This window comes from Bacteroides sp. M10, assembly GCF_014334015.1.
Classification (GTDB): Bacteria; Bacteroidota; Bacteroidia; order Bacteroidales; family Bacteroidaceae; genus Bacteroides; species Bacteroides intestinigallinarum.
Window position 1 is genome coordinate 3,649,737 of sequence record NZ_CP060488.1, and the last position, 12,710, is coordinate 3,662,446.

The 12,710-nt window shown below is 42.9% G+C and carries 8 protein-coding genes and 1 tRNA gene; 5 read left to right on the plus strand and 4 right to left on the minus strand.

Going from position 1 to position 12,710, the window contains the following annotated elements; translation table 11 throughout:
* Nucleotides 1-69: 69 nt before the first annotated feature.
* Nucleotides 70-1,920: a VWA domain-containing protein gene (locus H8796_RS12890; RefSeq protein ID WP_117938129.1), complete on the plus strand. Its 1,851-nt coding sequence runs from the start codon at nucleotides 70-72 to the stop codon at nucleotides 1,918-1,920.
* Between the two features lie 259 nt (nucleotides 1,921-2,179).
* Here H8796_RS12890 and H8796_RS12895 read toward each other — a convergent pair.
* The 3 genes from H8796_RS12895 to H8796_RS12905 all read right to left on the minus strand — a co-directional run bounded on the left by H8796_RS12895 (nucleotide 2,180) and on the right by H8796_RS12905 (nucleotide 3,298).
* A tRNA-Trp gene (locus H8796_RS12895) sits at nucleotides 2,180-2,252 on the minus strand.
* A 65-nt stretch (nucleotides 2,253-2,317) separates the two neighbouring features.
* A complete protein-coding gene (locus tag H8796_RS12900) occupies nucleotides 2,318-2,671 on the minus strand; it encodes an arsenate reductase family protein (protein WP_004308288.1) in 354 nt (117 codons plus the stop codon).
* A 48-nt stretch (nucleotides 2,672-2,719) separates the two neighbouring features.
* Nucleotides 2,720-3,298: a uracil-DNA glycosylase family protein gene (locus H8796_RS12905; RefSeq protein ID WP_117932454.1), complete on the minus strand. Its 579-nt coding sequence runs from the start codon at nucleotides 3,296-3,298 to the stop codon at nucleotides 2,720-2,722.
* 108 nt (nucleotides 3,299-3,406) lie between these two features.
* Between H8796_RS12905 and H8796_RS12910 the strand changes: the two genes are divergently transcribed.
* The 4 genes from H8796_RS12910 (at nucleotide 3,407) to H8796_RS12925 (ending at nucleotide 10,314) form a co-directional block, all read left to right on the plus strand.
* Nucleotides 3,407-6,535 (plus strand): TonB-dependent receptor, encoded by a 3,129-nt coding sequence (locus H8796_RS12910; RefSeq protein ID WP_117931848.1) that lies wholly within the window; start codon nucleotides 3,407-3,409, stop codon nucleotides 6,533-6,535.
* 15 nt (nucleotides 6,536-6,550) lie between these two features.
* A complete protein-coding gene (locus tag H8796_RS12915; RefSeq protein WP_117931849.1) occupies nucleotides 6,551-8,146 on the plus strand; it encodes a SusD/RagB family nutrient-binding outer membrane lipoprotein in 1,596 nt (531 codons plus the stop codon).
* Between the two features lie 73 nt (nucleotides 8,147-8,219).
* On the plus strand, nucleotides 8,220-8,927 hold the full coding sequence (locus tag H8796_RS12920) for a DUF5020 family protein (protein WP_117931850.1): 708 nt from the start codon (nucleotides 8,220-8,222) through the stop codon (nucleotides 8,925-8,927).
* 73 nt (nucleotides 8,928-9,000) lie between these two features.
* Nucleotides 9,001-10,314 (plus strand): nucleobase:cation symporter-2 family protein, encoded by a 1,314-nt coding sequence (locus H8796_RS12925; protein WP_004301959.1) that lies wholly within the window; start codon nucleotides 9,001-9,003, stop codon nucleotides 10,312-10,314.
* Between the two features lie 99 nt (nucleotides 10,315-10,413).
* Here H8796_RS12925 and H8796_RS12930 read toward each other — a convergent pair whose 3' ends face one another.
* Entirely contained in the window at nucleotides 10,414-12,549 is a 2,136-nt protein-coding gene (locus H8796_RS12930; protein WP_117931851.1) for a KamA family radical SAM protein, read from the minus strand.
* Between the last annotated feature and the right edge of the window lie 161 nt (nucleotides 12,550-12,710).

Sequence of the window (12,710 nt, forward strand, 5' to 3'; positions counted from 1 at the left end):
GGAATCTGTGTGAAATGTGCATCTCTATAGTAAAAGCGAACTAATAGTAACATTTTAAAATAAGAAGTTATGAAAACAAATCAATTCAGAGCGATGATGCTCGTGCTGCTAATGGCGGTTATTTCTTTAGGTAGGATGAATGCGCAAGTTATTACTGTGTCGGGTACGGTGACGGATGCAAAGGATGGAAATCCGCTTGTAGGTTGTTCGGTACAGATCAAGGGTACTTCGAAGGGTGCAATAACGAATATGAAGGGCCAGTATACAATTCAGGCCAAGAAGGGGGAGACGTTGTTGTTTCAGTATATCGGGTATAAGCAAGAGAGAAGGGTGGTGAAATCGGCTACGCTGGATGTGAAGATGAAAGCGGATGATGTGGTATTGGAAGAATGTGTAGTGGTAGGATACGGGCATGAGCTAAAGGCTACTAAATCGGTGTCTGCTGCTTATATGGCGGTATGTCCGACACCGGGAATCATGTATGATGCTGTAAATGCGGAAGAATACGGGCAGATTCAGGAGAATGGATTTAAGAGTGTGTCGGATGCTCCGCTTTCTACTTTCTCTATTGATGTAGATGCTGCTTCTTATAGTAATATGCGTCGTTTTATCAATAAAGGTGAATTGCCTCCTGTAGATGCTATCCGTACGGAAGAATTAGTGAACTACTTTTCCTATGATTATCCGAAACCGACAGGAAGTGATCCTGTGAAAATCACGATGGAAGCCGGAGCATGTCCCTGGAATGCGGATCACCGTCTTGTGCGTATCGGCTTGAAAGCTAGAGAAATTCCGACGGATAATTTGCCTGCATCTAACCTGGTGTTTCTGATTGACGTCTCCGGCTCTATGTGGGGAGCCAACCGGTTGGATTTGGTGAAGTCATCTCTCAAATTGTTGGTAAACAACTTACGGGATAAAGATAAAGTAGCTATCGTGACTTATGCAGGCAGTGCCGGTGTGAAACTGGAGGCCACTCCGGGTAGTGACAAACAGAAGATTCGTGAAGCGATAGATGAATTAACGGCAGGTGGTTCTACGGCAGGTGGTGCAGGTATCCTGTTGGCGTATAAAATAGCCAAGAAGAATTTTATCTCTAATGGCAACAACCGTATCATACTTTGCTCTGACGGTGATTTTAATGTGGGCGTTTCTTCCGCCGAAGGATTGGAACAATTGATTGAAAAAGAACGTAAGAGTGGAGTGTTCCTTACCGTATTAGGTTATGGCATGGGTAATTATAAAGATAAAAAGATTCAGGTGTTGGCAGAAAAGGGAAACGGTAATCATGCTTATATAGATAACTTGCAGGAAGCCAACCGTGTTTTAGTAGGCGAATTCGGTGCTACATTGCATACGGTGGCGAAAGACGTCAAACTGCAAGTGGAATTTAATCCTTCTCAAGTGCAGGCGTATCGTTTGATTGGTTACGAAAGCCGTCTGTTGAAAGACGAAGACTTTAATAATGATGCTAAAGATGCCGGAGATATGGGTGCGGGACATACGGTAACTGCTTTTTACGAAGTGATTCCTACAGGTGCAAAGAATGAATATGTGGGTAAAATAGATGATCTGAAATATCAGAAGAAAGAGAAAGTGGCAGTGAAACCGACAGGCTCTAATGATCTCCTGACTGTGAAACTGCGTTATAAAGCTCCGGATAAAGATGTCAGCAAGAAAATGGAACTTCCTTTCGTTGATAATAAAGGCAATAATGTTTCTTCCGATTTCCGCTTTGCTTCTGCAGTGGCTATGTTCGGACAGTTGCTTCGGGACTCTGACTTCAAAGGAAATGCCAGTTACGATAAAGTGATTAATCTGGCCAAACAGGGACTGAATAATGATGATAAAGGATATAGAAGAGAATTCATCCGTTTGGTTGAGGCTGCCAAAGGATTGGAAAGAACGAATAAGAACTAGGAAATCGGGCGGGAGTTATTGTGAGTGTACGCTATATGACTATGCGTAAGATTCGCAGATATGAATGAACGTAGAATTCCAGATGGATAATCGTAGAAAATGATAGTGACGGTATATGTTCGGGATAGTGACGCTATCGCTGTTGTATACCGTCACTATCTTTGTCGGATAGCGTCACTATCATTTATTTCGTCCGAATTTCGTCCGACCTGAAACGAAAAATAGCCGTAAACTTATCGTTTACAGCTACTTAACTCTGCACGGGAGGAGAGGCTCGAACTCCCGACACCCGGTTTTGGAGACCGGTGCTCTACCAACTGAGCTACTCCCGTGTTTGCGGCTGCAAAGGTAGTAGAAACTTCTGAATCTCCAAACATTCGGGTAAATAAGTTTTGAATTATTTTAATTTTTCCCACTCATCGGGCTTAAAACCGACCAGAACGAAGCTGTCTGTCACTACCAATGGGCGTTTCACCAATTTACCGTTGGTTGCCAATAGTGCTATCTGTTCTTCCTCACTCATTGCAGGTAGCTTCTCGCTTAGTTTCAGCTCTTTATATACTAATCCGCTAGTGTTGAAGAATTTCTTCACTGGCAGACCGCTACGTGGAATCCATGCCTTTAATTCTTCCACCGTAGGATTTTCTTCTACGATTAAGCGGTTGGTAAACTCAATGTTATTTTCTGTTAACCATTTCTTGGCTTTTTGGCATGTGCTGCATGCCGGGTACTGCAAAAATAATGTTGCCATATTCATTTATAATTTAATACTTGATATTTTATACTTAATACTTGAACTTCACTTCAATATCTGTAAATCCTGAAACATAATCCGGTAAGCGGCTGCTTTCTTGTCCAATGCTAATGGATACGCCCTTGATGATGAGGGCATCCGGTAAAGCCGCATGGCACGTCCTTCGAAAACAAATTCGGAGTAATCACCTACTTTGGGCTCTTCTATGTCGAATTGCTGTCGAAGAGTGTCCGTTGCTTTTTGGCCTGTGGTGACGATTGCTTTGCATTCGGGAAGTTGCCGCAGTAATGCTGCAACATCGGTAGCTTCCACTACTTCAAGAAACTTGTCCGATGCATTATCCTGCAACCGGCGAATGGATGAAGCGGTATCAAATAGGGCAATCCCCTTTTCGTTCAAAAAGTCTATGATTTGCTCGCGACAGAACGATTTTAGTGTCGAATTTAGAAAGTGATTCTTATCATTAAAGAATAAAATTCCATATATACGCCACATGTCATTGTTTAGGTTCGGGTAGTAAAACTCCATAGACCAACGTTTTTTCTGTGGCGGAAAACTTCCCAGCATCAGAAGCTTTGATTTCGCTGGGAGAAACGGTTCTAACGGATGTGTTTCGATTTCCATAATTCCTTTCATTTTAATTTCGTACAAAAATAGTGATAATGTTTATTTCCCTCAAAATCAATGAGAAAAAATGCTAGATTTAAAATAATTAGTTATTTTTGCGGCGTGATGAACAAACAATATTTTATTATATCATTGAGAAAAGAAGTTTTTGTGAGTTGCTTCTTAATGGGCCTATTTTTCCTGGAGGGAGGAAATTGTTATGCTTCGGAGCAACAAGTGTTAAGAGGGACGATAGAAGTTCCTTCTGATAATAATACCGTGAGAGGGCGTGTTATTGATATCTATGGTGAACCACTGATCGGTGCTACAATACGCGAAAAGGGGGGAACCAATGGTACTGTGACCGATATTGATGGAAAATTCTTTTTGTCTGTGCCGGATAGTGCTGTCTTACAAGTTTCTTTTGTAGGTTACAAGACTGTAGAAGTCAATGTGACAGGTCGGAATGTGCTTGAAATACGTCTTCAGGAAGATGCGGTGATGCTTGAACATGTCATCGTAACAGCCTTGGGACTTGAAAAGGATGAAGCTACATTGGCTTATTCTGTGCAAAAAATCAAGGGAGAAGAACTGAACCGTGTCAAAGAAGTAAATATGATTGCTGCCCTGGCAGGAAAAGCTGCCGGTGTGCAAATCAACAAAAACTCTTCCGGTATGGGCGGTTCCGCAAAAGTCAGTCTCCGGGGAATCCGTTCTGTATCCGGTGATAATCAACCGCTTTATGTAATAGATGGAGTGCCGATGTCGAACACCTCTTCCGAACAGGCTTATTCGGCTATTGGTGGTACGGCGAATGCAGGGAATCGTGACGGAGGAGACGGAATCTCTAACCTGAATCCGGAAGATGTGGAAAGCATCAGTATCCTGAAAGGTGCTCCTGCTGCGGCTTTATATGGTAGCATGGCTGCTAACGGAGTGATTCTTATTACGACTAAAAAAGGAAACTCTGCCGGGCAAAGGAATATAAATTTCTCTACGGGACTCACTTTCGAGAAAGCATTCAGTATGCCTAAAATGCAGAATCGTTATGGTGTCAGTGATGTGGTAGACAGTTGGGGCGAGAAAGAGAATCTGATGGCTTATGATAATCTGAATGACTTCTTCCGTACCGGATTAACATCGATGACTTCCGTATCTATCAGTTATGGAAATGAAAACCTGCAAACTTATTTCTCCTATGCCAATACTACCGGAAAGGGGATAATCGACAAGAATAAACTGAAAAAGCATAATATAAACTTGCGTGAGACAGCTACTATGTTCGACAAACGTCTGAAACTGGACGGTAGTGTGAATGTTATGAAACAGACCGTCGAGAATAAGCCGGTATCGGGAGGTTTCTATATGAATCCATTGGTAGGTCTCTACCGTTTCCCTCGTGGAGAGGACTTGTCTTATTATAAAGATCATTTTGAAACCTATGACGAAGAACGGAAACTGGGTGTGCAGAACTGGCATACGTTTACCGAAGACTTCGAACAGAATCCGTATTGGATAACGAACCGCATACAAAGTAAAGAAACACGTACGCGCGTTATCCTTTCTCTTTCAGCAAACTTTAAGGTAAATGACTGGCTGACGATTCAAGCCCGTGGAAACATGGATTACTGGGCGGACAAGTTACGCCAGAAATTCTATGCGTCTACCGCCACCGCCCTGTGTGGAGCGAACGGACGATATATTGAGATGGATTATCAGGAAACCCAGATGTATGGTGATGTCATGGCGATGGTGAAGAAAACCTGGGGCGATTTTACGTTGGATGCGGCGATTGGTGGTAGTATAAATGATAAAGTCGTTAATTCTACCCGATATGATTCGAAAAATGCATCTCTGAAGTTTGCTAATGTGTTTAATATAGCCAATATCGTTATGAACAGCTCTGCCAGTATTGACCAGCGAATAGATCAACGCCGTCAGTTGCAATCTATATTCGGTACGGCACAGATCGGTTATAAGGAAAAACTATTTCTTGATTTGACGGCCCGTAATGACTGGGCGTCAACCTTGTCATATACCAAACATGAAAAATCCGGATTCGCTTATCCTTCTGTAGGGCTTTCCATGCTGCTTGATAAATGGGTGAAGTTACCCGAGTGGGTTTCTTTCGCTAAATTGCGTGGCGCTTATAGTAAAGTAGGAAATGATATTCCTCCATTTATCACTAATTCCTTTTCGCATATCAATGCCGGTGGCGAGATACAGGCGAATGATGCCGCACCTTTTAAGGATATGGAGCCGGAAATGACTCATGCCATCGAATTTGGAACTGAATGGCGATTCTTTCAACACCGTTTAGGGGTTAATCTGACTTATTATCGTACCAATACTTATAATCAGTTCTTCAAACTTCCCGCACTTGCAGGCGATAAGTATGCTTACCGATATGTAAATGCCGGAAATATCCAGAATCGGGGATGGGAATTGACACTGAATGGAACTCCCGTATTAACTCCTGATTTCAACTGGAAAACTTCTGTAAACTTCTCTACCAATAAGAATAAGATAGTGAAGTTGCACGAAGATCTGAAAGAAATGATTTACGGGCCTACCAGTTTTTCTTCCAGCTATGCCATGAAGCTTATTAAAGGCGGTTCTATCGGTGATATTTATGGTAAGGCTTTTGTGCGTGATGATGCAGGCAATATCGTCTACGAAACAGAGGGTGATAATAAAGGACTTCCATTGGTGGAGGGCGATGGGAATACGGTGAAAGTTGGCAATGCCAACCCTGTCTTTATGATGGGATGGGACCATACATTCTCTTACAAAGGCTTCACCCTTTATTTTCTGCTTGATTGGCGTTACGGAGGCGAAGTCCTTTCGCAGACGCAGGCGGAAATGGATCTTTATGGGGTATCCGAAATAACGGCTGATGCGCGTGACAGGGGATATGTAATGCTCGACGGTCAGCGTATAGACAATGTGAAAGGATTCTATAAAATAGTAGGCGGGCGTGCCGGGGTGACGGAGTATTATATGTATGATGCTACCAATTTACGGTTGCGTGAAGTATCATTGAGCTATAATTTCTCCAAGAAGTGGATACAGAAAACGAAGGTACTGAAAGATGTTCAGCTTTCGTTTGTAGCCCGCAATCTATGTTTCTTGTATAAGAAAGCTCCTTTTGATCCAGATCTGGTACTTTCTACCGGAAATGATAATCAAGGAATTGAAGTGTTCGGAATGCCTACGACCCGTAGTCTGGGCTTTACTCTGAAATGTGAATTTTAAAGGCAAGAGAGAGAAATGAAGAGAAAATTTGTATATCTATATTTGTTGGGGTTATTGCTGTTTTCTGTAGCTTGTACCGGTAACTTCCGTGATTACAATACCGATTTGTCCGGTATCACGGATGATGACTTGATTATTGATGACAATGGCTATGGAATCCGTTTGGGAATTATTCAGCAAGGTATTTATTTTAATTACGACTACGGAAAAGGAAAGAACTGGCCTTTCCAGCTGATACAGAATCTGAACGCGGACATGTTCAGTGGGTATATGCATGACGGCAAACCGCTGAACGGGGGCTCGCATAACTCCGATTATAATATGCAGGACGGCTGGAATAGCGCCATGTGGACACACATGTATTCTTATATTTTCCCACAGATATATCAGTCGGAGAATGCTACCCGGAATACACATCCTGCTCTGTTCGGGATAACGAAAATATTAAAGGTGGAAGCGATGCATCGTGTGACGGATTATTATGGTCCTATCATTTATAAGAATTTTGCTAATGCCGAAAAACATTACCGTCCGGATAAACAAGAGGATGTCTATTATGAGTTTTTCAATGAACTCGATTCTGCTGTAGTTGCTCTCACCAACTATATAGATGAGAAACCGGAATCCAATGGATTTGCACGTTTTGATATTTTGTTGGACGGGAAATATCCTTCCTGGGTAAAGTTTGCCAATTCCCTGCGTTTGCGTCTGGCAATGCGCCTTGCTTCTGTTGCTCCTGATAAGGCGCGTTCTGAAATACAGAAAATAAAGGAAAACGGTTACGGCTTCTTTGAAGCGGAAACAGGAGGAGTGTTTGTTTCTACCAAATCCGGGTATACCAATCCATTGGGAGAACTTAACCGTGTCTGGAATGAAACTTACATGAGTGCTAACATGGAATCAATTTTGACCGGATATAACGATCCTCGTTTGGAAATTTATTTTGAACCCTGTACGGATGAGGCTCTTAAAGGACAGTATCGTGGAATTCGCCAGGGAACCTGTTTTGCTCATAGTCATTATTCCGGATTGTCAAAGCTGTTTGTCAAGCAGGATACCGATACACCTCTGATGACTGCTTCGGAAGTCTGGTTTCTGCGTGCCGAAGCCGCTTTGCGCGGGTGGACGGATGAAGATGAAGAAGCTTGTTACCGGAACGGTGTAACTACCTCTTTTCATCAATGGGGAATTTATGGGGTGGAGGATTACTTGAAAAGTGAGCTGACAGCTTCCGACTTTATAGATACTTATGATGAAGAAAATAATATAGAGGCCCGTTGTAAAGTCACTCCCAAATGGAATCCGCAGGATGATAAGGAGACCAAACTGGAGAAGATTATCACGCAGAAGTGGATTGCCATGTTCCCGGAAGGTTGCGAAGCCTGGACCGAACAAAGACGAACGGGATATCCCCGTTTATTTCCCGTTCGATTCAATCATAGTAGGAGCGGATGCATCGACACGGAGATCATGGTGCGCCGTCTTAATTTCCCAGGTACATTGCAGACAGAAGACCCGGAGCAATATTCTGCTCTTGTCGAGGCTTTAGGCGGAGATGACCATGGAGGTACAAGACTCTGGTGGGATACGGGAAATAATAACCTGGAATAAAAAAAGACAGAAGTAATGTGTTTATATGTGTAGCTTTAACTATTTTTGCATCTTCATTTAAACACATTTACTTATGAAACAAATTATCTCTGCTTTTTTCCTCTGTATGTTGCTCTCTGGCATACCGGGATTGCAGGCGCAAAACATTCAGCTACATTATGATTTCGGACGTTCTTTGTATGATAAAGATTTGCAAGGTCGCCCGCTGTTCACCTCCACTGTGGAGAAGTTTCATCCTGATACTTGGGGAAGCACTTATTTCTTTGTTGATATGGATTACACCTCCGAAGGTGTCGCTTCCGCTTATTGGGAAATAGCACGTGAACTGAAATTCTGGAAAGGTCCTTTCTCTGCACATCTTGAATATAACGGCGGATTATCAAAAGGCATGTCTTATAAAAATGCTTATCTGGCAGGAGCTACCTACACTTTTAATAATGCTTCCTTTTCCAAAGGCTTCACGCTGACTGCTATGTATAAGTATATTCAGAAACACCAATCGCCCAACAACTTCCAGCTGACAGGTACATGGTACGTAAATTTCTGCCGCAATCTGCTCACTTTCTCCGGCTTTGCCGATTGGTGGCGTGAAGAAACCAACTACGGAAAAACTATCTTCCTCTCCGAACCACAATTCTGGGTGAACCTGAACAAAATCAAAGGAGTAAATAAAAATTTCAATCTTAGTGTTGGCTCCGAAGTCGAATTGAGTAATAACTTCGGCGGTCGTGATGGCTTTTATGTTATCCCGACACTCGCCCTCAAATGGACACTGAACTAAGAAAATCCAAATTCCGGAAGAATCTCTGTCTATCCCTTGGCGGAAGTTAAAAATATATAGAACAACCTGTTAAATGAAAACTGATTTAATCTACGGCGTAGAAGACCGTCCCCCCTTTAAAGACGCCCTGTTTGCGGCTTTACAACATCTCCTGGCTATTTTCGTAGCAATTATTACACCTCCGCTAATCATCGCGAGTGCCTTAAAACTGGATGTGGAAAAGACAAGCTTTCTGGTTTCCATGTCTCTTTTTGCTTCGGGAGTATCAACTTTCATACAATGCCGTCGTTTTGGTGCGATAGGAGCAAAGTTACTCTGCATTCAGGGTACCAGTTTTTCTTTTATCGGCCCTATCATCGCCACCGGATTAGTGGGTGGTTTGCCTTTGATATTCGGTTCCTGTATGGCTGCCGCACCTATCGAGATGATTGTGAGCCGCACATTCAAGTATCTGCGCAATATTATTACTCCATTGGTATCCGGTATTGTTGTACTGCTGATCGGATTAAGCCTGATAAAGGTCGGTATTGTATCTTGCGGAGGCGGATATGCGGCTATGGATAACGGTACATTTGCCACCTGGGAAAATCTGTCCATTGCAGGATTGGTGCTTCTTAGCGTCTTGTTTTTTAATCGTTGCCGGAATAAATACCTGCGTATGAGTTCCATTGTGCTCGGACTTTGTCTTGGTTATGCTTTGGCATTTGCTTTGGGAAAAGTGGATATGAGTTCGTTGAATGTGGAAATGCTGATGAGCTTTAATATTCCCCAACCTTTCAAATACGGTGTTGATTTCAATGTATCTTCTTTCATAGCCATTGGCTTGGTTTATCTAATCACAGCAATCGAAGCAACAGGCGATGTGACTGCCAACTCTATGATTTCCGGACTTCCTATTGAAGGAGATTCCTATTTGAAACGGGTTTCCGGTGGAGTAATGGCGGATGGATTCAACTCCTTTCTCGCCGGTGTATTCAACTCTTTTCCAAACTCCATCTTTGCACAGAACAACGGTATTATTCAACTGACCGGAGTAGCCAGCCGTTATGTCGGCTATTATATTGCAGCAATGCTCGTCCTTTTAGGTTTATTCCCCATCGTCGGTGCCGTATTCTCTTTAATGCCCGATCCTGTATTAGGCGGTGCCACTTTATTGATGTTCGGTACGGTAGCCGCTGCAGGAATCCGTATTGTCTCCTCACAAGAAATTGGACGTAAAGAAACTCTGGTGTTAGCAGTCAGCCTTTCTTTAGGCTTGGGTGTGGAATTAATGCCGGATGTATTACAACAAACTCCGGAAGCAATTCGAAGTATCTTCTCTTCAGGAATCACCACCGGAGGCTTAACTGCAATTATTGCAAATATAGTAATACGGGTAAAAGAATGAAAAATAAGTATTAAATATCAAGTATTAGGTATTACCACCGAGGCAGCTGATTTACGCTCGATATTTGTCGATTAATACTTAATATCTAATATTTATTTCTTATTCCTTAATACTTAAATTACTCATTTTATCTGTTGTACGGAAGGGGAAATCTGGATACTCGTAAAGACTGAAACGAGGTTCGGTTTCTCCTTTCGTATAATTCCAGATAGAAGCATAGTCTTCCGGATCTTCTCCCATCTTGGCTAACTGGCGCAGGTAAGCAGCTAGCGATTTATTCTCTACAATATAAATCTGCCCCATCTGATCGATAATCGGGCTATGATGACGAGTGCCATCATGTTCGAAGCGTAGAATTCGTTTTCCTTCTTCTGTTAGTCCCACCAACTGGAAAGTCATGCTTTTACCGATAGCCGGTAAATTCAAAACACTGCGATCAGTGGCAAGGAAAGGTAAATGATGCTTTCTCATGAAGCGTCTTAATTGCTTGGCAACATCCTCTTTAGGCTCCTCTTCCATTCCCACTTTCGTCTCTAATATCTTATATAACTCATCCGCCTGTTCCGGTGTCATACGGCCATAAATCTTTTCCTCCTGTTGTTCCTGCATTGAACGACTGTTGGGTGCAAATACCGCATAATTCTCATTGAATCCCTTAACCGAGAAAGTGTAATAACATACTACCCCCAACGAATTGAGCACCTGACGGAGCCGGGTTGTATGCCCTCGACGTGAAGCAGCCACCGTATATACCAACTGATTCGTAATAATCCATCCCGCAGAAAGAATCTTCCGAATCGCTTCTTTAGCTTCAGGAGTAACCTCCAGCGGTGTCTGGAAATGAGTCTGAATAATAAACTGTTTCACACCGATAGCCGATGCTTTCTCCTTGAATTCCCGCAGAACATCAACCAGTCCGTCATTGATACGCATCGGCAAATAAGCCAACAGACGTGACCCTAATCGTACCCGTTGCAATTCCGCATATTTCTCTCCATCCTTGCGTTCAAGATTCGCCCTTTGTTTGCGTGCCGCCATCCGATACACCGCATCCAGAATATTCTGAAGCGTTTTATTCTGACTCATCAGCGCATCGCCTCCTGTAATAAGAATATCCCGCAACTGCGTATCCTCTTCAAAATAAGCCATTAACCGACGCAACTTACGATCCCATGATTCTTTCGGGCGTAATGACTCAAATTCGAAATTCAACCGCTCGCTCTGAAAATCATACATACGCTGACAGGAAGCACAAAGTCCTCCGCAAGCCCGTCCCATAGTGTCAGGAATGAGGATAGCCACCTCCGGATACCGACGATGAATGTTATGCCCGTCCGGCAAAAGCCATCCTGCAGCATTAGGCTTTCCGGCTTCTACAATATCCTCTTTCTCCCACGCGCGAATATTTCCATACGTCTCCACCAAACGTGGAGAATACAGAATATAACTCCGAATAGCTTCGTCATTATACCCATATCCCGTTACATTAAGCAACGATAAATAATAAGGAGTTGCAAAGAACGGCATCCCCTTCTTCCGGGCACGATAAAGTAAATACATAGTCTCTGAAGAAAGTGAATTTCCCAGGAATCGATTTAACTCGCCCGGATTTTTCACAGCCATTGCCAAATGGAAGCGGAAATCGTTCCACCACTCATTGACCAACCTGTATTTTTCTTCATAACTCATTCCCTCCTCAAAGTGAAAACGCACCGAAGGCTTCGACTTCCTGTTCTCAATCTTCTGAATCAACAAGTGCAACATCCGCTCCTTATTCTCATCCCGCACTTCACGTACCTCTTCATCCAATCCCGTTTCCCACCGGTCATTCCGACTTTTGATACGCTGTGGCGATGGTAAGGGCACAACCTCTCCCTTCAACCGTTTAAACATCTGGAAAATTTCAATAAACAAATCCGTCGGCATTTCCATATTTTCCAACGTTCCCGTCAGAAACTCATAAAGCAACCGAATCGTCTGTACTGACATATCCTGTCCAGTAGACAGTTCATGGACATTTTGCCCATCATAATCGAGTAAAAGTCGAATTTGCTCCCTCGCCTCCTCCGCAGCCTCATTTTCTATCCCGCAAATTTCCAAAAAACGCAGCATCCCAGCCTTGAACTCTTCCACAGAAGAGCTCTTATCAGCTATCTCCACCACTTCCGGAATTTCTTGATTATAGATTTGTTTCAACTGTGAAAAAGTAAGCGCAAGCATTTTCTTTTGTTTCATAAGCAATCTCTCTATTTTTTAATTATTATAATATACTACCACGTCGCATGGTCCCCCTGGCCTCGTCTGCATGGCGTCAAGTAGCCGGGCAGGCGCAGCCTTGATTTTTTCTTTTTGGTACTTTTCTTTTGTATCAAGACAAAAGAAAAAAGTACATAAAG

Excerpts from the sequence above, each read along its gene's own strand:
- H8796_RS12910 (WP_117931848.1), top strand. The coding sequence starts at position 3,407 with ATGAACAAACAATATTTTATTATATCATTGAGAAAAGAAGTTTTTGTG.
- H8796_RS12925 (WP_004301959.1), top strand. The coding sequence starts at position 9,001 with ATGAAAACTGATTTAATCTACGGCGTAGAAGACCGTCCCCCCTTTAAA.
- H8796_RS12920 (WP_117931850.1), top strand. The coding sequence starts at position 8,220 with ATGAAACAAATTATCTCTGCTTTTTTCCTCTGTATGTTGCTCTCTGGC.
- H8796_RS12890 (WP_117938129.1), top strand. The coding sequence starts at position 70 with ATGAAAACAAATCAATTCAGAGCGATGATGCTCGTGCTGCTAATGGCG.
- H8796_RS12915 (WP_117931849.1), top strand. The coding sequence starts at position 6,551 with ATGAAGAGAAAATTTGTATATCTATATTTGTTGGGGTTATTGCTGTTT.
- H8796_RS12900 (WP_004308288.1), bottom strand. The coding sequence starts at position 2,671 with ATGGCAACATTATTTTTGCAGTACCCGGCATGCAGCACATGCCAAAAA.
- H8796_RS12930 (WP_117931851.1), bottom strand. The coding sequence starts at position 12,549 with ATGAAACAAAAGAAAATGCTTGCGCTTACTTTTTCACAGTTGAAACAA.
- H8796_RS12905 (WP_117932454.1), bottom strand. The coding sequence starts at position 3,298 with ATGGAAATCGAAACACATCCGTTAGAACCGTTTCTCCCAGCGAAATCA.